This window comes from Streptomyces herbicida (assembly GCF_032656585.1).
In the GTDB taxonomy this organism is placed as follows: Bacteria; Actinomycetota; Actinomycetes; order Streptomycetales; family Streptomycetaceae; genus Streptomyces; species Streptomyces herbicida.
In genome coordinates this window covers 101,337-126,871 of record NZ_JAUYWJ010000008.1, presented here as the reverse complement: position 1 = coordinate 126,871, position 25,535 = coordinate 101,337, and the positions used below count along the sequence as shown (strand labels likewise).

The following is a 25,535-nucleotide window of genomic DNA, read 5'->3' as shown; positions in this document are numbered from 1 at the left end:
AATGAGTCTTCGAATGGCGCCGCAGGGCTGTCAGCATTCGTTCGTGGAGGTGGGAGCGTGAGCGAACCGCGGTCCGCGCCGACGGTGGGGCAGGTCGTCCTGGGACGGCGCCTGCTGGACCTGCGCGAACGCGCCGGGCTCAAGCGCGAGGAAGCCGCCCGCATCCTCCGTGTCGCCCCCGCCACCGTCCGTCGTATGGAGATGGCCGAGGTCGCCCTCAAAATTCCGTACCTGCAGCTGCTCCTGAAGGCCTACGGCGTCGCCGACGAAGAGGCCGACCTCTTCGTCCAGTTGGCCGAGGAGGCCAACAGGCCCGGGTGGTGGCAGCGGTTCCACGACATCCTGCCGGGCTGGTTCTCGATGTACGTCAGCCTCGAGGGCGCCGCCGGTCTCATCCGCTCGTACGAGCCGCACTTCGTGCCCGGGCTGCTGCAGACCGAGGACTACGCGCGCGGGGTGCTGAAGTCGGGAGCCATCGGCCAGACCAAGCCCGAGGACATCGAGCGTCATGTCGCGCTGCGCATGCAGCGCCAGGAACTGCTCACCCGTCCCGACGCCCCGCGTTTCTGGGCGGTGATGGACGAGACCGCCCTGCGCCGCCCGGTCGGCGGCCCGGAGGTGATGCGCGCACAGATCGACAAGCTGCTCGAGGCCACGAAGCTGCCCAATGTGACGCTCCAGATCGCCCCGTTCGCCAACGGGCCGCATCCGGGCACGTACGGGCCCTTCGTGCTGTTCCGATTTGCCATGTCAGAACTGCCGGACATGGTCTACAGCGAGTACCTGACCGGCGCCGTCTACCTGGACGCGCGCTCCGAGGTGGCGACCCACCTGGAGGTCATGGACCGCATGGCGGCGCAGGCCGCTACGGCACATCGCACGAAGGAGATCCTCCGGGATCTCCGCAAGGAGTTGTGAATGGATCGCATCAAGTCCCAGTCCGGGCCGCGCAACCGCGACGAGCGGATCTACAACGGCATGCCCGCACGGGAGTTGGGCAGCGAGGGCTGGCACAAGCCGTGGAGCGGCGGGAACGGAGGCAACTGCCTGGAGGCGATGAAGCTGGCCGACGGCCGGATCGCCGTCCGCCAGTCGACCGATCCGGACGGACCGGCGCTGATCTACACCTCGGACGAGATGACCGCCTTCATCGAGGGCGCGAAGGCGGGGGAGGCGGACTTCCTGCTGTCGTGATCACCCATTGTTTTTGATCGTTGCTCAACTTTCCTATCTTGGTAATGACTTGATCATCAACCGCGTACGGCCACTTACGGAGTGCCGCATGACCGGGCAGGACCCCACGGCCGCCATCCGGATCGACACCAGCAGGCCGCACCCCTCGACCCCCGGGTGCCGGTGATGGCCCGGGTCAACCGCGCGTTCATGCACCGCGCCACGCGCCGGCTGGCCCGCAACGGGGTGCGCCAGTTCCTGGACATCGGCACCGGCATCCCGACCGAGCCCAACCTGCACCGGATCGCCCAGTCGCTCGCCCCCGACGCCCGTGTCGTCTACTGCGACAACGACCCGATCGTGCTGGCCCACGCGGGGGCCCTGCTGCGCAGCACACCCGAGGGCGCGACCGAGTATCTGCAGGCCGACGTGCGCGATCCGGCCGCCATCGTCGAGGGCGCCAAGCGCACCCTGGACTTCGGCCGGCCGGTCGCGCTCTCGCTCGTCGCCCTGCTCCACTTCGTCCCGGACGAGGACGGTGCCCATGAGCTTGTCGAGCGGCTGCTGTCCGAACTGGCCCCCGGCAGCCACCTGGTGATGACCCACGCCACCGCCGACTTCACCCCGGAGGAGTCGGCGGCGGCCACCGCCAAGCTCAAGGCGGCGGGCGTGACCCTGGCACTGCGCTCCCGCGAGGAGTTCACCCGCTTCTTCGACGGGCTGGAACTGGTGGACCCCGGTGTCGAGATCGTGCACGAGTGGCACCCCGAGCTGGGTGAGCCGGTGCCCGGACAGGACGACGGGGTGATTGCGGGGTACGGGGCGATGGGGCGAAAGGGGTAGTTCCGCCGGGCGGTTCCCTCCCGTCGCACCGCGGACCGTTTCGCGGGTATCCGGTCCCCGAACCGTCATCCGGGCGGCAGCACGGCGCACAGCGCCTCCAGCGCCGCCCCGTAGGCGTGTTCCGAGGGCGTCGCGTACCCGACCACCACACCGTCGCCGGCCTGCTCCTCGGCCTCCGGGTGCCGGAAGGCGGACAGCCCGTCGAGGGCGACGCCGTGCCAGGCCGCCGCCTTGACGGCGGACCGCTCGGTGCCGGACGGCAGCCGGAGCACCGCGTGCAGCCCGGCCGCCACGCCGGTGACCTCGACGTGGGGCGCCCGCTCGGCGAGCGCCTCGACCAGCCGGTCACGGCGGCGCCGGTAGCGCTGCCGCATGCGTCGCACATGACGGTCGTACGACCCGGAGACCACGAAGTCCGCGAGGGCCAGCTGGTCCAGGACGCTCGCCCATGCCTCGCGCTCGCCCTTGGCCGCCAGCACCGCGTCGACGAACCGCTCCGGCAGGACCATCCATCCCAGCCGCAGCGCGGGCGACAGGCTCTTGCTGACCGAGCCGATGTGGATCACCCGCTCGGGGTCGAGACCCTGCACCGCGCCGACCGGCTTGCGGTCGTAGCGGAACTCCCCGTCGTAGTCGTCCTCCAGCACCACTGCGCCACGCGCGCGTGCCCAGTCGATCACGGCGGCCCGGCGCTCGGCGTGCAGCGGGCCGCCGGTGGGGAACTGGTGCGCGGGCGTGAGCAGCACGGCCCGCTCACGTCCCAGCCGGTCCACCCGCGCGCCGTGCTCGTCCAGCGGGAGCGGCACCGTCCGCACACCGGCCGCCGTGAGCAGATCGCGGTGGAACCCCAGCCCGTACGCCTCCACGGCCAGCGGGCCGCGCAGCACACCGCCGTCCGGGTTGCCCTGCCCGCGCTGTCCGAACAGCAGCCGCAGCGCGTGCGCGAAGCCGGAGCAGATCACGATCCTGCCGGGCTCGGTGCGTACGCCACGCGCGCGTGCCAGGTACTCCGCGAGGGCTTCCCGCAGTTCGGGACGCCCGGCGGGATCGCCCGGCCCGAACGCCTCGCTGGGCGCAGCCTGGAGCGCCCGCCGGTAGGACGCCGCCCAGGCCGTCCGCGGGAACGCCGACGCGTCCGGAGTGCCCTGCCTGAGGTCGTGCCGCGGCCCACGCGCGCGTGGAGGTGCCTTTCCGGGCACGTGTACGGCGTGTCGCAGCGGCTCGGCCCGCTCGGCCACCCGGGTGCCGGAGCCCTGCCGGGCGGTCAGCCACCCCTCCGCGACCAGCTCCGCATACGCGTCGGCGACCGTGTTGCGGGCCACGCCGAGGTCGGCCGCGAGCGAGCGGTACGGCGGCAGACGGGTGCCGGGGGCCAGTCGCCCGCCGCGCACGGCCTCGCGCAGCGCCCGGATCAACGCGGCCCGCCGCCCGCCCGGCCCGGACAGCTCCAGATGCAGGTCGGCACCGATCCGCTCCGCCGAATTGACCCATGATTCCGTCATGAAAGTGCACCCTATAGAGGGTCTTTCCGGCCCGTAGGTTGAAGGACATGACGACGAACACGACGAACTCGACCGACGCCGCCTCCGCCACCGCCGTTGCCGAGCGGTCCCGCCTCGACTTCGCGAAGGCCGCACCGAAGGTCTTCCGCGCCCTCATCGGCTTCGACGCCGCCGCCCGCGCAGGCCTCGACCCGGCCCTCGTCGAACTGATCCAGATCCGCGCCTCGCACCTCAACCACTGCGCGTACTGCCTGCACATGCACACCAACGACGCTCGCAAGGCCGGCGAGAGCGAGGACCGGCTGCACATGGTCGCCGTGTGGCGCGAGGCCCGTCACTTCTTCACCGAGCAGGAGCAGGCCGCGCTCGCCCTGACCGAGGCGGTGACCCTGGTGGCCGACGCCGGCGTCCCCGACGACGTCTACGCCGAGGCCGCCGCCCGCTTCACCGAGGAGGAACTCGCCCACGTCATCGCCCTGATCCTCACCATCAACACCTGGAACAGGGTCGCCCTGACGACGGCGAAGGTGGCGGGGACGGACGAGCGCCGCTAGCCGTTGCACGCTCAAGCACGGGCGCGGGTACGGGGTTGGCCGGCGGTCGCGTGGCTCGGCTACACGTGCATGGGCCGGTCGTGCGGCGATATCGGAGCCGGCAGCCGAGAGCTGCCCGTCAGATACCGGTCGACCGCCGCCGCCACCGCCCGCCCTTCCGCAATCGCCCACACGATCAGCGACTGTCCGCGCGCGGCGTCCCCGGCGGCGAACACGCCGGGGACGTTGGTTGCGAACCCGGCGTCCCTTGCGAGCGTGCCGCGGGGCTCCAACTCCAGACCCAGCTGGTCGATGAGCCCGTCCTCCCGGTCGGGCCCGGAGAAGCCGAGGGCGAGCAGCACGAGGTCGACGGGGAGCGTCCGCCCGGTGCCCGGCACGGGCTGCCGTGTGGCATCCACCTCGACCAGGTGCAGCGACTGCACGTGCCCCGTCCCGTCCCCGGTGAAGCGGAGCGTCGACGCCGCGAACAGCCGCGCGTCGGCGTCCGCGGCGGGCGCCGTCTCCAGATCGCGTGCCTCCTCGTGCGCGGCCGACAGCCGGTAGATCTTCGGGTACGTGGGCCAGGGCTCGACGTCCTCGTCCCGCTCGGCACCCGGCTGGGCGTAGATGTCCAGCTGGGTCACGGACGCGGCACCTTCCCGCACCGCGGTCCCCAGACAGTCCGCCCCGGTGTCGCCGCCGCCCACGATGACGACGTGTTTGCCGGCGGCGGACATCGGCGAGGCCTCCAGGTCCCCCTCGCACACCCGGTTGGACAGCGGCAGATACTCCATCGCCTGGTGTATCCCGGTGAGTTCGCGCCCCGGCACGGCCAGTTCGCGCCAGGCGGTGGCTCCGGTGGCGATGACGACGGCGTCGTAGCGTGATCTCAGCTCGGCCGCCCCGATGTCCCGCCCGATCGCCGTCGACGTACGGAACTTGGTGCCCTCGGCGCGCATCTGTTCCAGCCGCCGTTCCAGATGCCGCTTCTCCATCTTGAACTCGGGGATGCCGTACCGCATCAGCCCGCCGAGCCGGTCGTCCTTCTCGTACACGGCGACGGTGTGTCCGGCCCGGGTCAGCTGCTGGGCCGCGGCCAGCCCCGTGGGCCCCGAACCGATCACCGCGACCGTCCGCCCGGACAGCCGGTCCGGCGGCCTGGGCGGCACGAACCCCTGCTCCCAGGCCCGGTCGCCGATCGCGCACTCGACGTTCTTGATGGTGACGGCCGGCTGGTTGATCGCGAGCACGCACCCCGCCTCGCACGGCGCCGGACACAAGCGCCCCGTGAACTCGGGGAAGTTGTTCGTGGCATGCAGCCGGTCACTGGCCGCCCGCCAGTCCTCCCGCGACACCAGGTCGTTCCACTCGGGGATCAGATTGCCCAGCGGGCAGGCGCTGTGGCAGAACGGGACACCGCAGTCCATACAGCGGTCGGCCTGCTTGCTGATGATGGGCAGCAGTGCCCCTGGGACGTAGACCTCGTCCCAGTCCCTGACCCGCTCCTCGACGGGCCTGCGCGGCCACTCCTGGCGCGGCGTCGTCATGAAACCCTTGGGATCGGCCATGGTCGTCTTCCTTGCGTGCACATACGACGGGCCGTGCGGCATCGGGCGCACTCTTTCGGCCACGATACGTCCCCCCGGCCACACGCGCAGAGTGGTGGACAGCGCTTTCTGCGGGGCTTTTCTCAGGCGTGGGCCGGCCGGGGTGGGCGCCTCCGGGGCCGCCCTCAGGTGAGTGCCAGCACGTACACCATCGCGGCGGCGGCCGAGGCGGCCGTCCGGACGTGGTTCCACCCGGTCCACTCGCGCACATACGTCGGCCAGTACGCGGCGGCCTCCGGGGCGCCCGGGTCCAGCTTGAGCAGGGCGTCGTTGCGGGGCACGTTCGCCACCACGGTCAGCCCGAACGAGCCGAACAGATACAGCGCGCTGCCCAGCAGCAGCTCCACCTTCCCCTCGTCCGGCCACACCACGAACGTCACCACCGCGATCATCGCGCACAGCACCGCCGACCCGGCGAACACCAGCATGAAAGCGGGTGTCACGGCGGCCACGTTGATCGCGTTCATCGCGGCGACGCCCTGCGCGGGCGGCAGCGAGGCCAGTCCCCTCATCACGAATGTCGAGAACCCGCAGAAGACTCCGGCGACCAGCCCGGTCCCGAGAACGCCCAGCAGAATCAGTACGAAAAACGGCCCGTCGATCATGACCAACGCCCACTCCCACCTCCGAACCGGGCCAGGCCCGGCACCGTCATCACCTCAAGTGAATTCCCACCCGGGAACGGTTCCCATGGCTGAGAAACGCGGTGACATGCGCGAGCGTCCAGAAAGAGCTCTCCGGGACGTACAGGTCTCCGGGACGTACAGGTGTCCCCGGTTCGTGGAGGTCTCGGAGCCGTGGAAGTCCCCGGGCCCGTGGATCTCAGCCCACGTCCTCCGCGCCGGCGTCCTGCCACCCCCGCAGCACCGTCTCCACTCCCGCGGCGATCCGCCGCCGCGCCTCGTGCCGGGCCACCCCGCTCATCAGCAGCTGGTCGTACGGCGTGTCCACGTGCCGTACGGACGCCACGACCGCCGAGATCACCGCGCTCTCGGACAGCGCCCGCCCCGCCGCACTCCGCCCGACCCTGCCACTGCCCCGCGCCGAAGCGTGCCCGGCTATCGCGCGCGCCCGGTCGGCCGGGCAGCCGGGATACAGCCGCAGGATCTCCGCCGCGAACGCCTCCGCGAACCGCGCGTCCTCCGCCGCCCTGTGCCGCGCGTCCCGCGCCCGGCGCCGCCGCCGCGCCTCCGCGTCGGCCAGGCACCGCTCCTCGGCCCGGGCGAGGGCCGCCTCCTCGACGAGAATGCCCTGCCGCTCGTAGCGGCCCTTGCGCCGGTTGAACCGCACCACCACCGCCGACAGCCCGCTCTCCTCTCGCGACCTGCGGGTCAGCGCCGTGTCACCACGCGGCAGGAACACCAGATGCCCGAGGTCGGCGCAGTCGAGGCAGCGCGGTGCGCCGTCCTCCAGCACGAGCAGCGACAACGGCCCGCGGCGGCAGGCGGCGCACTGCTTGCGCCGGAGCGGCTGGACGACGAGAAGTCCATCGCGGTACGGGTGAGTTGCGAGGCGCGCCATAGCCGGTTCCTTCCCCGCGCGGCCCGGGAATTCCCGTGGATCCAGTGCGGCTGCGCATCCGCCCTCGCCCCGTGCTTCAGGAGCCCGGCCGGCGTCGTCATCAACGACCGGCTCTCCTGATCCCCCGCCCGCCCGCTGATCCCCCGCCCGCCCGCGAATCCGGCACCACCCGGCATCATGGCGACTGTGCGACTCGAAGCGATCACCTGGGACAGGCTCGGCGAGCTGCTGGCCGAGCGGCTGCTGGACCTGAAGCCCGCCGACGACGGCCCCTGGCCGCGTGTCGCCTTCGACGGTGCGCCGGCGGCCCGCCCGGGTGACCTCGCGGAGCGTGTCGCGGAGGAGCTGCGTGTGCGCGGTCGGCCCTCGCTGGTCGTGGGCGCCGAGGGCTTTCTGCGCCCGGCCTCGCTCCGGCTGGAGCACGGCCGCCGGGACATGGAGTCGTACTACAGCGGCTGGTTCGACACCGCCGCCCTGTGGCGCGAGGTCTTCGGTCCGCTCGAACCCGGCGGGGACGGCCGTGTCCTGCCCGACCTGTGGGACCCGGCGACCGACCGGGCCACCCGCAGCTCCTACGTCCAACTCCCGCCCGGGGGAATCCTGTTGCTGCACGGGCCTCTCCTTCTGCGTCACTGGTTCCCCTTCGATCTGAGCGTCCATCTCCTCCTCTCGCCGGGCGCCCTGCGCCGCCGCACGCCCGAGGCCGAGCACTGGACCCTGCCCGCCTTCGAGCGCTATGCGCACGAGATCGACCCCGCCACGGCGGCGGACGTCCTGGTGCGGGCCGACGACCCCCGCCACCCGGCGTGGAACGGCTGATCGGCGGACCGGCCATCCCCGAAACCACTTTTATATGCGTGTGCATTTAATTAGTCTGGTGTTCATGACGATCTCCTCGAGCGATCCCGTTTCATCCGGCGACTCCGTTTCCTCCGGCGACTCCGGCGACTCCGTTTCCTTCGGTGGCTCCGTCCGTGCCCTCCTCGACGGCAAGAACTTCGCCAGCGTCGCCACCCTCGGCCCCGACGGCGCCCCGCAGAACTCCGTGGTCTGGATCAAACGCGAGGGCGACACCGTGCTCTTCTCCTGCGTCGACAACCGCCAGAAGGTGCGCAACCTCCGCCGTGACCCGCGGATCAGCCTGTCGGTCTTCGACCTGGCCAACCCCTATGCGTCGGCCGAGATCCGCGGCACCGCCGAGATCCTCCCGGACGAGGGCAAGCGGCTCCCGTACGAGCTCTCGCACAAGTACCTGGGCATCGACCCGCCCAGCGAGAAGGACGACGAGGTCCGCGTGATCGTCAGGATCGTCCCGCGGAAGATCGTGGCCTTCTCGGTCTGAGGTGCGGCCACCGGACCGGGCGCGAGACAATGAAGGGCGCCGGGACCTGCGGTGCGTCCCGCGCCGCGCCGGCCCGTCCGGCACCGGGAGGTACACCATGACCACCGCCGGAGAGATCATGCACCGTGGCGCCCAGTGGATCCCCGCCCACGAGACCCTGGACCGCGCCGCCCAGTTGATGCGAGAACTGGGCGTCGGTGCGCTTCCCATCAGTGACCAGAACGAACGGCTCTGCGGCATTCTGACCGACCGGGACATAGTCGTCGGCTGCGTGGCCCTGGGGCACGACCCGGCCAAGGTCACCGCAGGCGAGCTGGCGCAGGGCACGCCCCGCTGGATCGAGGCGAGCGCCGACGTGCGCGATGTGCTCCGGGAGATGAAGGAGCACCAGATCCGCCGGCTCCCTGTCATCGAAAACAAGCGCCTCGTCGGCATGATCAGCGAGGCCGATCTCGCGCGGAGCCTGGACGAGGGCCAGATCGCCGCCTTCGCCGAGAGCGTCTACGCAAGGACCGCCCCGAGCGCCCACTGACCCCACGCCCGGTGCCGTGGGCCCGGTGCCGTGGGCCCGCCCCGCGCCGGTCAGAGCCAGCCGTTGCGCCGGAATCCCCGGTACAGCGCCAGGCAGGCCACGGATATGACGACGATGACCAGCGGATAGCCGAACCGCCAGTGCAGCTCCGGCATGTGATCGAAGTTCATGCCGTAGACCCCGCACACCATGGTCGGCACGGCGATCACCGCGGCCCAGGCCGTGATTTTTCGCATGTCCTCGTTCTGTGCGACCGTCACCTGCGCCAGGTGTGCCTGCAGGATCGAGTTGAGCAGTTCGTCGAAGGCCGCGATCTGTTCCTTGGCCCGCATCAGATGGTCGAGGACGTCCCTGAAGTAGGCCTGTATCTCCGGGGCGACCACCCGTATCGGCCGGGTGGCCAGATCCTCGACGGGGCGGGCGAGCGGCACCACGGCCCGCTTCAGCTCGAGGAGTTCACGCTTGAGCTGGTAGATCCGCCCGGGGTCGGCCCGCGCGCCGTTCTCCGCGAACACGTCCATCTCGACCTGGTCGATGTCGGCCTGCACCGCGTCCGTGACATTCAGATAGTCGTCGACCACATGGTCCGCGATCGCGTGCAGCACCGCCGCCGGCCCCTTGACGAGCTGCTGCGGGTCCGACTCCAGCTCCTCGCGCAGCGGACCCAGTGAGCCGTGCCGCCCGTGCCGTACCGTGATCACGAAGTCCTGGCCGACAAACACCATGATCTCACCGGTGTTCACGACCTCGCTGGTCGCCGTCAGCTGTTCGTGTTCGACGTAGCAGACCGTCTTGAACACCGCGAACAGTGTCTCGCCGTACCGCTCCAGCTTCGGGCGCTGATGGGCCTCGACCGCGTCCTCCACCGCCAGCGGGTGCAGGTCGAACAGCTCGGCGATGCCCGCGAACTCGCGGTCGGTCGGCTCGTGCAGGCCCAGCCACACGAATCCGTCACCGTGCTTGCGCACCGTCTCCACGGCATCCACCAGGTCGCTGCACCCGGGGATCCGGACCCCGTCCCGGTACGTCACACAGTTGACCACCGACGAGCCGAGCGGTGACCGGGCGGGGTGGCTCAGGTCGACCCGCGGCCGCCGCCGGGCCAGCCGCGCCACCTTGCGCAGGCCGCTGACCCTGCCCAGGTCGCGGACCTTCCGCAGATTCCCTGCCATCGACATCTGGCTCTCCTTGCGTGGCTCTTCTCGCGCCGTGCTGCCGTGCCTTGGCGGGAAAGTCTGCCAGGTCGGCGTGAGGTGCGGGTAAGCCTGTGGGAACAGGTGATTCCGCTATGTTCCCGGCTGTGGACAAGGCATTCCCCGCCGAGCCGGCTCGGCGTACCGGAGCGTCGACGGTTCCGGACAAGCAGCGCAAATGGGATGATCATGGCATGACGCGAACCGACGGGTATCTCCTCGACAACCGGCAGACCGAGGCGGGCCGGCGCTTCGACGCCTTCGCCACCCTCTTCGACCCCACCACCTTCCGGCGCCTCGAGAGCCTCGGCCTCGGACCCGGCTGGCGCTGCTGGGAGGTCGGCGCCGGCGGCACCTCCGTGGTGGCCTGGCTGGCCAAGAAGGTCGGTCCGACCGGCAAGGTGGTCGCGACCGACATCGACACCACGCTCCTCACCGCGGCCGGTCGCCCGCCCGTCGAGGTGCGTGTCCACGACGTCGGCTCCGAGGAGCCGCCGGGGGAGGGCTTCGACCTGGTGCATGCCCGGCTCGTCCTCGTGCATGTGCCCGACCGCGAAAGGGCGTTGCGGTCGATGGTCGCGGCACTGCGTCCCGGCGGACGGCTTCTGGTCGAGGACGCCGACCCCGCCCTTCAGCCGCTGATCTGTCCCGACGAGCACGGCCCCGAGCAGCGGCTGGCCAACCGGCTCCGGCAGGGCTTCCGCAAGCTGCTCGCCGACCGCGGCGCCGACCTGTCCTACGGCCGCAAGCTTCCGCGCCTGCTCCGCGAGGCCGGACTGCGGCAGGTGGAGGCCGATGCGTACTTCCCCGTCACCTCGCCGGCCTGCGCCGAGCTGGAGTCCGCCACCGTCCAGCAGATCCGCGACCAGCTCGTCGCCGCGGGCCTGGCCACCGACGAGGACGTCGACCGGCATCTGGCCAATGTCGCCTCGGGCAGCATGGACCTGGCCACCGCGCCGATGATCTCGGCGTGGGGGCGCAAGGGGTGAGGTGACCGGCGGGCGGGGGCCGGACACCGGCGCGCCGGGCCCGGCACCTCGCCGTCAGGCCGGCACCGGAGGCCTGCCGCCCACTCCTTCCACCGCCAGCGCACCCGCCCGGCATCCCTGCGCCGCCGCGGCCGCGGGATCCGCGCCCGCGACGAGAGCGGCCAGGAACGCACCGGTGAAGGCGTCGCCCGCGCCCGTGGTGTCCCGGGGCGTCGCCGGTGCGGCCGGCACGCGGGCCAGCACGGTGCCGGCCCGGGCCACCAGCGCGCCCTCCGCGCCCAGCTTGGCCACCACCAGCGGGACGTGGTGGCTCAGCTTGGCCGCCGCGTCCGCCGGATCCGGCAGCCCCGTCAGCAGGTAGGCCTCGTCACGGCTGGGCAGCAACATGTCCAGCCCCTCGGCGAACGCCAGGAAGCGGTCCACCCCCAGCTCCCGGAGGAAGCCCGCCGACGCGGGATCCAGACTCACCGGTACGCCACGCGCGCGTGCCGCCGCCAGCGCCACCGCGGCGAGAGCCCGGCTCGGCTCGGCGAACAGCAGGTAACCCGACAGATGAAGCCGGGCGACCCCGTCCAGCGAGGCATCCGACCAGTCGGCGGGTTCCAGCCGCAGGGACGCGCCGCTGTCCGTCAGAAACGTGCGCTCGGCCGAAGCGCCGGTGTCGACGAGACAGATCACCGTCCCGGTGGCCGCCTGCGGGTCGACCACCAGCCGCGGCCGCACCCCGGCCGCGGCCAGCTCCCTCTCGTGCCACGCCGCCGCGTCCGCGCCGACCCGTCCCAGCAGCCGTACGTCCGCACAGCCCGCGTGAGCGGCCCAGCAGGCCACGTTGGCACCCGCACCGCCGGGCACCGTCCGGATCACGGCCGCCGTGTCGGTACCGCCCGCGAGCGGCCCCTGGTGCCGGGCGACGACATCGGTGACCACGTCCCCGACGACCAGCAGCGCCCGGTCCCGCCCAGCCGCCACGGCTTGGCCGGACGTATCCCGCAGCCCCGATGCCGCTGGGCCCCCCGTCACCCCCGGGACCACGCCGCCGCGATCCGTGCCGCCAGACGTACGTTGCCCCGGACCGCCGCCAGGTTGGCGCTCAGTGAGGCTCCGTCCGTGTGCCGGACCAGGTAGTCGAGCAGGAACGGCGTGACGGCCTGCCCGGCGACGCCCTCCTCCTCGCACGCGCGCAGCGCATCCTCGAGCACACGCGCGTGCAGAGCGGGATCGAGCTGCTCCTCCTCGGGGACGGGGTTGGCGACGATCAGCGCAGACTCGGGCACGCCGAGCGAGTCCTGCGCCCGCATGACCTCCGCCACCTCCTCCGGGCTCTCCAGCGTCCAGTCGACCGGGTGCCCGGAGTCGGACAGATAGAAGCCGGGGAACCGGTCCGTGCCGTATCCGGCGACGGCCACACCCAGCGTCTCCAGGCGCTGCAACGTGGCCGGCACGTCCAGGATCGACTTCACCCCCGCGCACACCACCGTGATCCGCGTGCGCGCCAGCAGCCCCAGGTCGGCGGACTCGTCCTGCGTCACCGTCCACTCCCGGTGCACACCGCCCAGCCCACCCGTCGCGAACACCCGGACACCCGCCAGCGCCGCCAGCAGCGCGGTCGCCGACACAGTGGTCGCACCGCTGACCCCCGCCGACACGGCGAGCGGCAGATCGCGGTGGCCCAGCTTGCGGATCCCGTCCTCGTTGGCGACCCGTTCCAGCTGCTCCTTGTCCAGGCCGACGTGCGGCCGTCCGTCCAGCACTGCGATCGTCGCGGGGACGGCACCCTCCCGCCGTACCGCCTCCTCCAGCTCCAGCGCCACCCGCAGATTGCGCGGGCGCGGCAGCCCGTGCGCGATGATCGTGGACTCCAGGGCCACCACGGGCCGACGCGCGTCGATCGCCTCCCGTACTTCTTCGGACACCACCAGCACCACGCGCCTGCCTCCTGTCGGTCGGTTCTCCCTCATCTCTGGCGGGCCGCACACTCCGTTAAACGCTTGCGGCCTGTGGGGGCCGCCACCAGCCTGGGCGGTATGACGAACAACACGACACGTCTCGACCATGTCGTCCTGTGGGTCGACGACCCGGTTGCCGCGGCCGACTTCTATGAGAAGGCGCTCGGTCTGGAGCCCCTGCGGGTCACCGAATTCGCCGAGGGAAAGATGTCCTTCCCCTCCGTACGCCTCAACGACGAGACCATCCTCGACCTGGCCCCGCTCACCATGGCCGAGCGCATGAAGATGCTCCCCGGCTCCGCGGAGAGCGCGGGCCACCCCGTCAACCACGTCTGCCTGGCCCTGCCGTCCGACCGGTTCGACGCCCTGCGCGCCCGCCTGCAGGAAAACGCCGTCCCCGTCTCCGACATCGCCCACGACGCGTACGGAGCGCGTGGAAAGGCAACCCGCAGCTTCTACTTCCGAGACCCGGACGGCAACGTCTTCGAGGCACGGCACTACGAGTAGCCGGCGCACCCGCGCCGTCAGAACAACGGCTCGGGCAGCACTCCCTCCAGGGCGAGCAGCTTCCGCTTGGTCTCCAGCCCGCCCCCGAACCCGCCGATGCCGCCGTCGCTCTCCACAACCCGGTGACATGGCACGACGACGGGCAGCGGGTTGGCGCCCATCGCCGCCCCCACCGCCTGCGCGGCGCCCGGCTGGCCGACCCGACCGGCCAGATCGCCGTACCCGACGACCGAGCCGTACGGGACGCCGCTCGCCAGCTCGCGCAGCACCTGCCGGTTGAAGCCGGAGATCAGCGACCAGTCCAGGGGCAGCTCGAAGTCGTGCCGCTCGCCCGCGAAGTACGCCTCGACCTGGCGTATCGCCTCGGCCAGCAGCGGCGACCCGGGCGCCTCGACGGGCTCGGAGCCCAGCCGGGCCGCCAGCCGCTCCAGCGACCGGTCGCGCACCGCGTCGGTGGCGTGGAACACGACGTTGACCAGGCCGTCGCGGGTCGCCGCAAGAAACAGCGGACCGATGGCGGTGCCCACGACGGTCCACACCACCTGCTGCTCGTACTGCCCGTGGCTGTCCATGGGCCCCACCGTACGACCCGCCACTGACAACGCCCGGTGTCCGGCTCAGTAGCCGGTCAGCGCCGCCCACACCACATCGGGCTTGTTGGTGATGACGCCGTCGACGCCGTACCGGGCGACGGTCCAGGCGGTGGCCGCGTCGTTGACGGTCCAGGTGTACACCCCGAGCCTCCTGCCGTGCGGGCCGTGGAACGCGTGCACGGTGGCGACATAGCTGCCGGAGATGGTCCCGTACGACGGGTTGATCAGATCGGTGAACCGTGCGTACCGGTACAGGTCGCCCGGCGGCGGCGTGCCGAGGAATCCGGTCGTCAGGCCGGGCTTCAGATCGTGGACGATGCGCAGGCTGTCGGCGCTGAAGCTCTGCACGATCAGGCGGCCCAGGTGCGGCCTGTCCAGCCAGCCCTCGTTGCCGAGGAGCTTGAGGGTCTGCTGCTCGATGCCCGGGTACAGCTCGGGATTCTTGATTTCCAGGAGCAGCTTCTCGTGGTTGCGCTCGACGCGGCCCATGTACTGCGTCAAGGTCGGCACGCGCGTGCCCGCGTACGAGGGGCCGAACCAGCTGCCCGCGTCCAGTCGGGCGATCTCGGCGGCGGTGAAGTCCTTCACCTTCCAGGGCGCCCGGCCCGGGAAGACCTTCTCGACGTTCGTGGTGCGCCTGAGGCTGTCGTCGTGGATGACGACCAGGACACCGTCCTTGGTGCGCTGCACGTCGTTCTCGACCCAGGAGAAGCCCAGCCGGGCCGCCTCGTCGATGGCGGGGAGGGTGTTCTCCGGGGCGTAGGCGGAAGCACCCCGGTGGGCGACGATCCGGGGCTGTTCGCCGACGTCGCCGGCCCGGGCGTCGGGGGTGGGGGCCAGCAGGGTGGCCGTCCCCAGGAGCGCGGTGGTGGTGGCGGCAACTGCGCGCGCGTGCATGCGTACTCCTCGCGTCGAGCGAATACGGACAGCACCAGAGTGACAGCAGAGCGTCAACAGGAGGATGGCGCGGGACGGCCACGGAATGAATGGAGTTACCCAAGTCCGCACACCGGTGCCGCACAAGTGAGGCAGGGGCGTGATTCTTTGCCGGAAAATCGTTCGACCATTCCGGTGGGGGTCATACTCTCCTCGTCAACCCTGACCGCACGGAGCGGTCCTGGGACGGGGGCGCATTACAGGTATTCCGGGACGCAAAGGGTGAAGGGCAGCCGCGCATGCAGGGCACGGTCGACGGATTCAGCTACGGGATCGTCACCCCGCTGGTGGCCTATCTGATGGCGTGCCTCGGTGGAGCCCTCGGCCTGCGCTGCACCACCAGATCCATGCTGGTGACCCAGTCCTGGCGTCCCGCCTGGCTCGTCCTCGGCTCGGCCGCGATCGGCTCCGGCATATGGACCATGCACTTCGTCGCCATGATGGGGTTCACCGTCAAGGAGACGCCGATCCACTACGACAAACCGATGACGTACGCGAGCCTGGGCCTCGCCGTCGTCATGGTGGGGGTCGGGATCTTCATCGTCGGCTACCGCGGTGCCACCGGGGCGGCGCTGTTCACCGGCGGCACGGTCACCGGTCTGGGCGTCGCCTCGATGCACTACCTCGGCATGGCGGGCCTGCGCCTCAACGGAAGCCTGCAGTACAACACGCTCACCGTCGCCGCCTCCGTCGTCATTGCGGTCGTGGCCGCCACCGCCGCCCTGTGGGCCGCGGGACAGGTGAGGGGCTTCCTGTGGAGCGTCGGCGCCAGCCTCGTGATGGGGCTTGCCGTCAGCGGCATGCACTACACCGGCATGGCCGCCCTCAGCGTCCATCTGCACGGCTCCGGCTCGACCACCGCCGGCGAGTCGCCCGCGGCCCTGCTCGGCCCCATGCTGATCGGCCCTCTCGTCTTCCTCCTCCTCGCGGGCGTCGTCGTGATGTTCGATCCGCTGATGGTCATGGGCAAGCCCGACTGGACCCGCGTCGAGCACAAGCCGGGCATCCCGGCCGGCGCCGTCGTCCCGTCCCTGGGCCGCCGACCGCAGGTCCGCCAGCAGGGCCACCGCGGTTCCCGTGCCCCACAGAACCGGTGATCGGGACCCGTTGTCAGTGCGGGGTCGTACGGTGGATCCATGCGGCCCGTTTCCCACATCGAACGCACGGTGGCGCCCTTCGAGGTCGTCAGCCACTACCAGCCCAGCGGCGACCAGCCGACGGCCATCGCCGACCTGGCCAGGCGCATCGAGGCCGGTGAGAAGGATGTCGTCCTGCTGGGCGCGACCGGCACCGGCAAATCCGCCACCACCGCGTGGATGATCGAGAAGCTCCAGCGCCCCACGCTCGTGATGGCGCCGAACAAGACGCTGGCCGCCCAGCTGGCCAACGAGTTCCGCGAGCTCCTCCCGAACAACGCGGTCGAGTACTTCGTCTCGTACTACGACTACTACCAGCCCGAGGCGTACGTCCCGCAGTCGGACACCTACATCGAGAAGGACTCCTCGATCAACGAGGAGGTCGAGCGTCTGCGGCACTCCGCGACCAACTCGCTGCTCACCCGGCGCGACGTCGTCGTGGTCGCCTCGGTGTCTTGCATCTACGGCCTCGGTACTCCGCAGGAGTACGTGGACCGGATGGTCCCCCTCAAGGTCGGCGAGGAGATCGACCGCGACGAGCTGCTGCGCCGCTTCGTGGACATCCAGTACACGCGCAACGACATGGCGTTCACCCGCGGCACCTTCCGGGTGCGCGGCGACACCATCGAGATCTTCCCGGTGTACGAGGAGCTGGCCGTCCGCATCGAGATGTTCGGCGACGAGATCGAGGCGCTGTCCACCCTGCACCCGCTCACCGGCGAGATCATCAGCGACGACCAGCAGCTGTACGTCTTCCCGGCCTCCCACTACGTCGCGGGCCCGGAGCGCATGGAGCGTGCCGTCAACGACATCGAGAAGGAGTTGGGGGAGCGCCTCGCCGAGCTGGAGAAGCAGGGCAAGCTCCTCGAGGCCCAGCGGCTGCGGATGCGCACCACGTACGACATCGAGATGCTCCGCCAGATCGGCTCCTGCTCCGGCGTCGAGAACTACTCGATGCACTTCGACGGCCGCTCGCCCGGCTCCCCGCCCAACACCCTGCTGGACTACTTCCCGGACGACTTCCTGCTCGTCATCGACGAGTCGCATGTCACCGTGCCGCAGATCGGCGCCATGTACGAGGGCGACGCCTCCCGCAAGCGCACCCTCGTCGAGCACGGCTTCCGGCTGCCCTCCGCCCTGGACAACCGCCCCCTGAAGTGGGAGGAGTTCCAGGAACGGATCGGGCAGGCCGTGTACCTGTCGGCGACCCCCGGCCCGTACGAGCTGTCCCGCGGGGACGGTGTCGTCGAGCAGATCATCCGCCCCACCGGTCTCGTCGACCCGGAGGTCGTGGTCAAGCCGACCGAGGGTCAGATCGACGACCTGGTGCACGAGATTCGCAAGCGCACCGAGAAGGACGAGCGCGTCCTGGTCACCACGCTCACCAAGAAGATGGCCGAGGACCTCACCGACTACTTCCTCGAACTCGGCATCCAGGTGCGCTATCTGCACAGCGACGTCGACACCCTGCGCCGCGTCGAGCTGCTGCGCGAACTGCGCTCCGGCGAGTTCGACGTGCTGGTCGGCATCAACCTGCTCCGTGAGGGCCTCGACCTGCCCGAGGTGTCCCTGGTGGCGATCCTGGACGCCGACAAGGAGGGCTTCCTGCGCTCCGGCACCTCGCTGATCCAGACCATCGGCCGCGCGGCGCGCAATGTCTCCGGTCAGGTCCATATGTACGCCGACAAGATCACCCCGGCGATGGAGAAGGCCATCGACGAGACCAACCGCCGCCGCGAGAAGCAGGTCGCCTACAACAAGGCCAACGGCATCGACCCGCAGCCGCTCCGGAAGAAGATCAACGACATCGTGGCGCAGATCGCGCGCGAGGAGGTCGACACCGAGCAACTGCTCGGCTCCGGCTACCGCAAGACGAAGGACGGCAAGGGAGCCAAGGCCCCCGTCCCGTCGCTCGGCGACAAGGCGGCAAAGGGGGCGAAGGCCAAGTCGGCCAAGGGCAAGGCCCAGGAGAAGGCCGCGGTGCCGACGGACCGCCCCGCGACCGAACTCGCCGAGCAGATCGAGGAGATGACGGAGCGGATGCGTGCCGCCGCCGCGGACCTGCAGTTCGAGATCGCGGCCCGACTGCGCGACGAGGTCTCCGAGATGAAGAAGGAGCTGCGCCAGATGCGGGAGGCCGGTCTGGCCTGACCTCGCAGTCCGTGCCGGACCCCGGCAAGTGCGCAGAGTGTTGCAACACCGACACAAACCGCGGGCCGGGGTTCGGCAGTGTCGGTGCCCGTGATTAGGGTTCTGGTCAACCGCAAGCAGTGCGGCAACAGGGGAAGTCCGAGAGGGGAACCAGCCGTGTCCGTCAACATGACCAAGGGTCAGGCCATCAGCCTGGAGAAGAAGGATGGGGGCACCCTGACCGCGGTCCGTATGGGTCTCGGCTGGCAGGCGGCACCCAGGCGTGGACTGTTCGGCTCCCGCACGCGGGAGATCGACCTGGACGCCTCGGCGGTGCTCTTCGCGGAGAAGCAGCCGGTCGACGTCGTCTTCTTCCGCCACCTCGTGAGCGACGACGGCTCCGTGCGCCACACCGGCGACAACCTCGTCGGCGGCGTGGGCCAGGGCGGCGACGACGAGGCCATCCTGGTCGACCTGGCGCGCGTCCCGGTTCACATCGACCAGATCGTCTTCACCGTGAACTCCTTCACGGGCCAGACCTTCCAGGAGGTGCAGAACGCGTTCTGCCGCCTGGTCGACGAGAGCAACGGGCAGGAGCTCGCGCGCTACACGCTGGCGGGCGGTGGCGCGTACACCGCGCAGATCATGGCGAAGGTGCACCGGGCCGGCGCCGGCTGGACGATGACCGCCCTGGGCACTCCGGCCAACGGCCGTACCTTCCAGGATCTGATGCCGGCGATCCTGCCGCACCTGTAGGACCGCCGGACGGCTCGGCGAGCGGCGCACGACAACACGACACAGGGGGAAGGCGATGACGGCCGAGCTGGTGCGGGGGCAGAACCACCCGCTCTCGCAGATGCGGCTCGAGATCCGGGTCTCGGCCGGTGTGCCCGTCGTGGCGGCAGCCACGCTCAGCGACGACAACGGCAAGGCGCGCGGCATCGAGTGGGTGGCGCACCCGGGCGTGCCCGCGCTCCCCGGGCTCGAGGTCTCCCGGCAGGCGGCCGCCGACCACCGTCTTGCGGTGGACCTGGCCGCCATGCCGGAGGCCGTGCATCGCGTCAATGTGCTGATCGCCCTGCCCGAGGGGGTGGGAGGCCCGACCCGCTTCGGCGTCGTCCCCGCCCCCTCCGTCGCGGTCACCGGTCTCGACGGCACCGGGATCGTCAATTTCACTCTCACCGGCCTGGACGCCGAGTCGGCCGTCGTCGCCCTGGAGTTGTACCGCAGACAGGGCGCCTGGAAGGTGCGTGCCGTCGGCCAGGGCTATGCGGGCGGCCTCGCCGCGCTCCTCACCGACCAGGGCCTGAGCCAGGCGGTGGAACTCGCGGGCAGCATCCACGAGGCGGTGGCCCGGGGCGTGGCCCGGTCCGTCTCGGCGCCACCATCGCGTCCGGCGGACGCCGACCGGTCCCGCCGGACGGCGCCCTCCGCACCGGGTCCGTCTCCACAGGCCACCCCGGATCCCGTGCCACCTCACGGCACACAAGGTCCGTACGGCGGCCATGTGCCCGGCTCCTCGTTCCCCGCGCAGCCCGACACCACCGCCCCGCAACCGGCAGCGCCCACCGATGGCTCGATCGACTACACCCACCCGAACCGTCGGCACTCGACCCCTCCGCCGCCTCCGCCGCAGGCACCCCCCGCCCCGCCCGGACAGCCCGCTGCGCCCGTCGCCGGTGACGCGGCCGGCTGGTCCATGGACGAGCGGCTGTACAACCAGGTCTGGGGCATGTTCGAGGACCTGGCCCGCACCACGGCCGCGTACCGCAGCGCCGTCGACTTCGCCGAATCCCGTATGGAGAAGGAGCTCGACCAAGTCCTGTCGGACCCGCGCAACCGACTCGGCTCCTCGGGCGACGCCGAACGCGAGGCGGCCAGTGCCAAGCGGGCTCGGCTCGTCGAGCAGGCCAGGGCGGTGCTCGACCGTGATCTGGCCCAGCTCACCGCCGAGTCCGAGGTGGTCGAGTACGCGCTCCCGCCGGCGTATGCGCGCTGGGACAACCCCGTCTGGCATGCCTACCGCGTGCCGACGGAGTCTCCGATGGCCCTGCGCCTGGGCGACCTCCACCTGCCCGAGAGCGCACCGCTGCGCGTCCCGATGCTGGTCCGGCTGCCTTTGGAGCGGGGCCTGTGGATCGACAGCGGCCCCAGGACGGGCCTCGACGGCTCCTTCCCGGACCCCGGCGGGCTGCGGCACCTCGCGATGGAGACGGCGGTGGCGCTCGCGGCCCGGCTGCTCGCGGTCCACCCGGTGGGGGAGTTCGCCGTGCATGTGATCGACCCGGCCGGTTCGGGGGCGCAGGCACTGGGACCGCTGACGCGAAGCGGTGTGCCGGCGGCCCCGCCGGCGACCGGCGCAGCAGGTGTCGCGGACGTGCTGGGCCGGCTCACCCAGCGCGTCGACCTGGTGCAGATGGCGCTGCGCGGTGGCGCGGCCGAGTCGTTGCCGCCCGGTCTCGACACCGCGCAGCAGTTGCTGATCGTCAACGACTTCCCGCACGGTTTCGACGACCGGGCGGTGAACCAGCTGCGCTATCTCGCGGACGAGGGGCCGTCCGTCGGCGTGCATCTGCTGATGGTCGCGGACCGTGAGGACGCCGCTGCCTACGGCCCGCTGCTCGACCCGCTGTGGCGTTCGCTCATGCGACTCACCCCGGCTCCCGACGACCACCTTGCCGACCCGTGGGTCGGGCATGCCTGGACGTACGAGCCGTCGCTCGTTCCCCCCGGCAGCGAGGTGCTCCACCGGGTGCTCGCGCAGGTCGCCGCGGCTCGCACCAAGTACACGTAAAACACTTCTGACCTGGGAGCTTGGTCTTTTCTTTGCCAAGCACTTTACCTTTCCTTGGTGATTGGGGTACTGTTTTCCGTACGGAGGGGAGTACTCCCTGTCTGCTGCGGCGTACCCGTCAATACGGATCAGGCCTGATCCCGGGGCGCCGGCCCATCGTGGGTGGAAGAGACCTCCGGCAGCGACGACGCTGACTGTTTGCCGTTACGTTCTGCTACGTACTGCCGGAGGCGCAATGGATGTTTCCGTGACCCTGTGGGTCCTCACCATCGCGGGCCTTGCCGCCCTCATCGCGGTCGACTTCTTCATCGGCCGCAAGCCCCATGACGTGTCCATCAAGGAGGCGGGGATCTGGACGGTCGTCTGGATCGCCCTGGCCGGCCTATTCGGCCTCGGCCTGCTCGTCTTCGCGGGCGGTCAGCCCGCCGGGGAGTTCTTCGCGGGCTTCATCACCGAGAAGTCGCTGAGCGTCGACAACCTCTTCGTCTTCGTCCTGATCATGGCGAAGTTCGCGGTGCCCTCGCAGTATCAGCAGCGGGTACTGCTCGTCGGCGTGCTCATAGCCCTGGTCCTGCGGGCCGTGTTCATCGCCGCGGGAGCCGCGATCATCGCCAGCTTCTCGTGGGTCTTCTACCTCTTCGGCGCCTTCCTGATCTGGACCGCATGGAAGCTGATCCAGGAGGCCCGGGCCGACGAGGAGGACGAGGAGTTCGAGGAGAACAAGCTGCTGAAGGCTGCCGAGCGCAGGTTCGGCGTGGCCGACCGCTACCACGGCACCAAGCTGTGGATCCAGCAGCACGGCAAGCGCGTGATGACGCCGATGCTGGTCGTCATGCTCGCGATCGGCACCACGGACGTGCTGTTCGCGCTCGACTCGATCCCCGCGATCTTCGGCCTGACGCAGGACCCGTACATCGTCTTCACCGCCAACGCCTTCGCCCTGATGGGCCTCAGGCAGCTGTACTTCCTCATCGGCGGCCTGCTGAGGAAGCTGGTGCACCTCTCGTACGGACTGTCCGTGATCCTGGGCTTCATCGGCGTCAAGCTGGTGCTGCACGCACTGCACGAGTCCGGGGTGCACGTCCCGGAGATCAGCACTCCGGTCTCGCTCGGCGTGATCTGCGTGGTCCTGATCGTCACCACGGTCACCAGTCTGCTGGCGTCCCGGAAGCAGGCAGCGCTCGAAGCGGCGCGGGTACCCGGCGAAGGCGCTCCGAAGGACAGCGTCGACGCCTGACCGCGACGGACGTAGAAACGACGGTCCCCGGGAGCGGTGCGGGGTGATTGCCGCGCACCGCTCCCGATGCTTCGTTGGGGGGCAGAGCGCGTCCCCGGCCGGGGACGCCGCCGCCCCGGTGGAGGCATCCATGAAGTTCGTCCAGATCATCGACTTCGAGACAGACCGCATCGAGGAGATGCGGGCCCTGTCCGAGGACATGGAGAAGCGCTTCGCGGGCCGCGAGAACGGGCCCACGCGCCGTTCGGTCCTTGCGGACAGGAATCAGCCGGGCCGCTATCTCGCGGTGATCGAGTTCGACTCCTACGAGGAGGCCATGCGCAACAGCAGTGACCCCGAGACGAGCAAGTTCGCCGAGCAGATGGCCGCGCTGTGCACCCGGCCGCCGTCCTTCACCGACTGCGACGTCGTGGAGATGAGCGACTTCACTTGACCAAGCCCGAAAGCCGAACCACCCCGGGGGCCCGTGCCGTGCCGGCGCCGGGCCTCCGGCACCGGAAAGGACTGGAATGCGAACCCCGTACGCCTCTGCCACCATCGCAGCATGATCGTTCGGCTCAGGTGGCTCACCGCTCAGTGGACGCTCCTCGTGCCGGTGCTCGCGGTCGTCCTTCTCGTCTTCACCTGGGGGCGCCATCTCCCCGGCCCAGTCGTCGCGCTGGTGAGCGTGATCCTGGCCGCGTCCGTCCTGGCCGCCGTCCATCACGCCGAGGTGGTCGCCCACCGGGTCGGCGAACCCTTCGGTTCGCTGGTCCTCGCCGTAGCCGTCACGATCATCGAAGTCGCCCTGATCGTCACCCTCATGGCCGACGGCGGCGCCAAGAGCGCGACGCTGGCCCGGGACACGGTCTTCGCGGCCGTGATGATCACCTGCAACGGGATCGTCGGCCTGTGTCTCCTCGTTGCCTCACTCCGCCACGGCATCGCCGTCTTCAACCCCGAGGGCACCGGCGCCGCCCTCGCCACCGTGGCGACCCTGGCCACGCTCAGCCTGGTGCTGCCGACCTTCACCACCAGCAAGCCGGGACCGGAGTTCTCCGGCGTACAGCTGACCTTCGCCGCACTGTCCTCGCTGATCCTGTACGGCTTGTTCGTGGCCACCCAGACCGTGCGGCACCGCGACTACTTCCTGCCCATCACCCGGCAGGGCGAGGTGATCACCACGGACGACCACGCCAAGGCGCCGTCCGCCCGCACCGCCTGGATCAGCCTCGGACTGCTGGGCCTCGCCCTGATCGGGGTCGTCGGCCTCGCCAAGGGCGTCTCGCCCGCGATCGAGTCCGGAGTGCAGGCGGCCGGCCTGCACCAGGCCGTGGTCGGCGTGATCATCGCCATGCTCGTCCTGCTCCCGGAGACGATCGCCGCGCTGCGCTCGGCCCGTCGTGACCGGGTGCAGACCAGCCTCAACCTCGCGCTCGGCTCGGCGATGGCCAGCATCGGCCTGACCATCCCCGCCGTGGCCCTCGCCTCCCTCTGGCTCTCCGGTCCGCTCGTCCTCGGCCTCGGCGCCACCGGCATGCTGCTGTTCGCGCTGACCATCGTGGTGAGCTCCCTGACCGTCGTGCCCGGGCGGGCGACGCCCCTGCAGGGCGGCGTGCATCTGGTGCTGTTCGCCGCGTATCTGGAGCTGGCGATCAATCCGTAGCAGTCCTCACCCGCCGGACGCCGAACCACCTTTCACTCCCGCAGCGGGCTTCGCTGTCGCCACAGGCACCGGGCGGGTCTCCGGCAGCAGTGCGAAGCAGCCCAGACTGAGCAGCGCGATCCCCGTCAAATATGCGCCGACACCCCACGGAACGCGCCCGCCGTGCTCGGCGAGCGCCGTCGCCACGATCGGCGTGAGCGCGCCCCCCAGGACTCCACCGAGGTTGTAGCCCACCGCGGCTCCCGTGCACCGCACCCGCGGCTCGTACAGCTCCGGCAGATAGGCGGCGATCACCGCGAACATGGTGATGAACGCCGCCAGTGCCCCCAGGAAGCCGAGGAACATCAGCAGCGGCTCGGCCGTCGCCAGCAGCGCGACCATCGGGAACATCCACAGGGCGATGGCCGTGCACCCCGCCAGGCACAGCGGCCGCCGGCCGTAGCGGTCGCCGAGCAGCGCCATCACGGGCGTGAGCGCCCCCTTCACCACCACGGCGGCCATGATGCAGGTCAGCATGACGGTACGGCTCACCCCGAGCCGCTCGGTCCCATAGGCCAGGGACCAGGTCGTCACCGCGTAGAACACCGCGTATCCGACCGCGAGCGCCCCCGCCGTCAGCAGCACCAGCCGCCAGTGGTGCCGTACGACGTCGGCGAGCGGCATGCGCGCGTGGTCCTCGATTTCGAGGAACCGGGGACTCTCGGCGAGCGAGGAGCGCAGCCACAGACCGGCCAGGGCCAGCGCTCCGGCCGCCCAGAACGGCACCCGCCATCCCCACTGCGCGAACTGCGCCTCGGACAGCGTCGCCGACAGCACCAGCATCACGCCGTTGGCGAGCACGAAGCCGATGGCCGGGCCGATCTGCGGAAGGCTCGACCACAGCGCACGCCGCCCGGCGGGCGCGTGTTCCGCGGTCAGCAGCACCGCCCCGCCCCATTCCCCGCCGAGTCCAAGCCCCTGAAGAAAGCGCAGGACGAGCAGCAGCAGGGGAGCGGTGACGCCGATCGAGCCGTACGCCGGCAGACACCCGACCGCGACCGTCGACGCGCCGGTCAGCAGCAGCGAGGCGACGAGAACGGGCCGGCGTCCGCGCCGGTCCCCGATGTGCCCGAAGAGCATCGAGCCCAGCGGCCGGGCCACGAACCCCACCCCGAACGTCCCGAAGGCCGCCAGCGTCCCCGCCACCGGTGAGAACGTCGGGAAGAACAGCGGCCCCAAGACGAGGGCCGCCGCCGTCCCGTAGACGAAGAAGTCGTAGAACTCGATCGCGGTCCCGGCGAGGGAGGCGGCGGCCATCCGCAGCATGGAGGGCGCCTTTACGGTGCGTACATCGTGCATGCCGCGTCAACTACCCACGGTGACCACTGGTTACGGGG

Annotated in this window: 26 protein-coding genes; 16 read left to right on the top strand and 10 right to left on the bottom strand. The window is 70.7% G+C overall.

The genetic code is table 11. The annotated features are described in order from the left end of the window. The first annotated feature begins 57 nt into the window (after positions 1–57). The 3 genes from Q8A52_RS18450 to Q8A52_RS18440 all read left to right on the top strand — a co-directional run bounded on the left by Q8A52_RS18450 (position 58) and on the right by Q8A52_RS18440 (position 2,016). Positions 58–918, top strand: coding sequence for a helix-turn-helix domain-containing protein (locus Q8A52_RS18450; RefSeq protein WP_316753510.1), 861 nt, complete (start codon positions 58–60; stop codon positions 916–918). Beyond that, positions 919–1,194 (top strand): DUF397 domain-containing protein, encoded by a 276-nt coding sequence (locus Q8A52_RS18445; RefSeq protein WP_316753508.1) that lies wholly within the window; start codon positions 919–921, stop codon positions 1,192–1,194. It begins immediately after the preceding gene. A gap of 81 nt (positions 1,195–1,275) precedes the next feature. Beyond that, positions 1,276–2,016, top strand: a complete 741-nt coding sequence (locus tag Q8A52_RS18440) for an SAM-dependent methyltransferase (RefSeq protein WP_408649214.1) — start codon at positions 1,276–1,278, stop codon at positions 2,014–2,016. A 65-nt stretch (positions 2,017–2,081) separates the two neighbouring features. On the opposite strand, the gene pdxR is transcribed toward Q8A52_RS18440, so the two are convergent. Next, entirely contained in the window at positions 2,082–3,518 is a 1,437-nt protein-coding gene (pdxR, locus tag Q8A52_RS18435; RefSeq protein ID WP_316753506.1) for a MocR-like pyridoxine biosynthesis transcription factor PdxR, read from the bottom strand. Positions 3,519–3,565: 47 nt separating this feature from the next. Here pdxR and Q8A52_RS18430 point away from each other — a divergent pair, with 47 nt between their 5' ends. Continuing rightward, complete coding sequence (locus Q8A52_RS18430) at positions 3,566–4,072, top strand: carboxymuconolactone decarboxylase family protein (RefSeq protein ID WP_316753504.1); 507 nt, start codon at positions 3,566–3,568, stop codon at positions 4,070–4,072. A gap of 59 nt (positions 4,073–4,131) precedes the next feature. Here Q8A52_RS18430 and Q8A52_RS18425 read toward each other — a convergent pair whose 3' ends face one another. From Q8A52_RS18425 to Q8A52_RS18415, 3 genes are all read right to left on the bottom strand, one after another. Further along, entirely contained in the window at positions 4,132–5,619 is a 1,488-nt protein-coding gene (locus Q8A52_RS18425; RefSeq protein WP_316753501.1) for a glutamate synthase subunit beta, read from the bottom strand. A 164-nt stretch (positions 5,620–5,783) separates the two neighbouring features. Beyond that, a complete protein-coding gene (locus Q8A52_RS18420; RefSeq protein ID WP_316753500.1) occupies positions 5,784–6,263 on the bottom strand; it encodes an anthrone oxygenase family protein in 480 nt (159 codons plus the stop codon). Positions 6,264–6,480: 217 nt separating this feature from the next. Further along, entirely contained in the window at positions 6,481–7,179 is a 699-nt protein-coding gene (locus Q8A52_RS18415; RefSeq protein ID WP_316753498.1) for a DUF2293 domain-containing protein, read from the bottom strand. Positions 7,180–7,356: 177 nt separating this feature from the next. Here Q8A52_RS18415 and Q8A52_RS18410 point away from each other — a divergent pair, with 177 nt between their 5' ends. The 3 genes from Q8A52_RS18410 (at position 7,357) to Q8A52_RS18400 (ending at position 9,053) form a co-directional block, all read left to right on the top strand. After that, positions 7,357–7,998: a nucleoside/nucleotide kinase family protein gene (locus Q8A52_RS18410; protein WP_316753496.1), complete on the top strand. Its 642-nt coding sequence runs from the start codon at positions 7,357–7,359 to the stop codon at positions 7,996–7,998. 64 nt (positions 7,999–8,062) lie between these two features. Beyond that, positions 8,063–8,521 carry a PPOX class F420-dependent oxidoreductase gene (locus Q8A52_RS18405; RefSeq protein ID WP_316753494.1) on the top strand — a complete coding sequence of 153 codons (459 nt, stop codon included), beginning with the start codon at positions 8,063–8,065 and terminating at the stop codon, positions 8,519–8,521. Between the two features lie 97 nt (positions 8,522–8,618). Further along, the gene (locus Q8A52_RS18400; protein ID WP_316753492.1) at positions 8,619–9,053 is read left to right on the top strand and encodes a CBS domain-containing protein; all 435 of its coding nucleotides are present in this window, start codon (positions 8,619–8,621) and stop codon (positions 9,051–9,053) included. A gap of 50 nt (positions 9,054–9,103) precedes the next feature. Here the strand turns inward: Q8A52_RS18400 and Q8A52_RS18395 are convergent, their stop codons facing one another. Further along, the gene (locus tag Q8A52_RS18395) at positions 9,104–10,231 is read right to left on the bottom strand and encodes a magnesium and cobalt transport protein CorA (RefSeq protein WP_316753490.1); all 1,128 of its coding nucleotides are present in this window, start codon (positions 10,229–10,231) and stop codon (positions 9,104–9,106) included. 209 nt (positions 10,232–10,440) lie between these two features. On the opposite strand from Q8A52_RS18395, the gene Q8A52_RS18390 reads away from it, so the two are divergent. Then, positions 10,441–11,235, top strand: coding sequence for a methyltransferase (locus Q8A52_RS18390; protein WP_316753488.1), 795 nt, complete (start codon positions 10,441–10,443; stop codon positions 11,233–11,235). Between the two features lie 54 nt (positions 11,236–11,289). Here Q8A52_RS18390 and Q8A52_RS18385 read toward each other — a convergent pair whose 3' ends face one another. Beyond that, a complete protein-coding gene (locus Q8A52_RS18385; RefSeq protein ID WP_316753486.1) occupies positions 11,290–12,204 on the bottom strand; it encodes a carbohydrate kinase family protein in 915 nt (304 codons plus the stop codon). Positions 12,205–12,251: 47 nt separating this feature from the next. After that, positions 12,252–13,157 carry a pseudouridine-5'-phosphate glycosidase gene (locus tag Q8A52_RS18380; protein ID WP_316753920.1) on the bottom strand — a complete coding sequence of 302 codons (906 nt, stop codon included), beginning with the start codon at positions 13,155–13,157 and terminating at the stop codon, positions 12,252–12,254. 102 nt (positions 13,158–13,259) lie between these two features. Between Q8A52_RS18380 and Q8A52_RS18375 the strand changes: the two genes are divergently transcribed. Then, the gene (locus tag Q8A52_RS18375) at positions 13,260–13,688 is read left to right on the top strand and encodes a VOC family protein (protein ID WP_316753484.1); all 429 of its coding nucleotides are present in this window, start codon (positions 13,260–13,262) and stop codon (positions 13,686–13,688) included. 17 nt (positions 13,689–13,705) lie between these two features. On the opposite strand, the gene Q8A52_RS18370 is transcribed toward Q8A52_RS18375, so the two are convergent. Together Q8A52_RS18370 and Q8A52_RS18365 are read right to left on the bottom strand one after the other, a co-directional pair. Further along, positions 13,706–14,260 carry a methylated-DNA--[protein]-cysteine S-methyltransferase gene (locus Q8A52_RS18370; RefSeq protein WP_316753482.1) on the bottom strand — a complete coding sequence of 185 codons (555 nt, stop codon included), beginning with the start codon at positions 14,258–14,260 and terminating at the stop codon, positions 13,706–13,708. Between the two features lie 45 nt (positions 14,261–14,305). Next, positions 14,306–15,178, bottom strand: a complete 873-nt coding sequence (locus Q8A52_RS18365; protein WP_316753480.1) for a glycerophosphodiester phosphodiesterase — start codon at positions 15,176–15,178, stop codon at positions 14,306–14,308. Between the two features lie 278 nt (positions 15,179–15,456). Between Q8A52_RS18365 and Q8A52_RS18360 the strand changes: the two genes are divergently transcribed. From Q8A52_RS18360 to Q8A52_RS18330, 7 genes are all read left to right on the top strand, one after another. Next, positions 15,457–16,314 (top strand): MHYT domain-containing protein, encoded by an 858-nt coding sequence (locus tag Q8A52_RS18360; protein WP_316753478.1) that lies wholly within the window; start codon positions 15,457–15,459, stop codon positions 16,312–16,314. 39 nt (positions 16,315–16,353) lie between these two features. Next, positions 16,354–18,504 (top strand): excinuclease ABC subunit UvrB, encoded by a 2,151-nt coding sequence (gene uvrB, locus Q8A52_RS18355; protein ID WP_316753476.1) that lies wholly within the window; start codon positions 16,354–16,356, stop codon positions 18,502–18,504. Between the two features lie 156 nt (positions 18,505–18,660). Further along, positions 18,661–19,239 carry a TerD family protein gene (locus tag Q8A52_RS18350; protein ID WP_316753474.1) on the top strand — a complete coding sequence of 193 codons (579 nt, stop codon included), beginning with the start codon at positions 18,661–18,663 and terminating at the stop codon, positions 19,237–19,239. 55 nt (positions 19,240–19,294) lie between these two features. Then, positions 19,295–21,277 carry a TerD family protein gene (locus tag Q8A52_RS18345; RefSeq protein ID WP_316753472.1) on the top strand — a complete coding sequence of 661 codons (1,983 nt, stop codon included), beginning with the start codon at positions 19,295–19,297 and terminating at the stop codon, positions 21,275–21,277. Positions 21,278–21,512: 235 nt separating this feature from the next. Further along, positions 21,513–22,514, top strand: a complete 1,002-nt coding sequence (locus Q8A52_RS18340; RefSeq protein ID WP_316753470.1) for a TerC/Alx family metal homeostasis membrane protein — start codon at positions 21,513–21,515, stop codon at positions 22,512–22,514. Between the two features lie 130 nt (positions 22,515–22,644). Beyond that, the gene (locus Q8A52_RS18335; RefSeq protein ID WP_316753469.1) at positions 22,645–22,947 is read left to right on the top strand and encodes a hypothetical protein; all 303 of its coding nucleotides are present in this window, start codon (positions 22,645–22,647) and stop codon (positions 22,945–22,947) included. 111 nt (positions 22,948–23,058) lie between these two features. Next, positions 23,059–24,159 (top strand): calcium:proton antiporter, encoded by a 1,101-nt coding sequence (locus Q8A52_RS18330; protein WP_316753467.1) that lies wholly within the window; start codon positions 23,059–23,061, stop codon positions 24,157–24,159. Between the two features lie 6 nt (positions 24,160–24,165). Here Q8A52_RS18330 and Q8A52_RS18325 read toward each other — a convergent pair whose 3' ends face one another. Continuing rightward, positions 24,166–25,464, bottom strand: a complete 1,299-nt coding sequence (locus Q8A52_RS18325) for an MFS transporter (protein WP_316753918.1) — start codon at positions 25,462–25,464, stop codon at positions 24,166–24,168. Between the last annotated feature and the right edge of the window lie 71 nt (positions 25,465–25,535).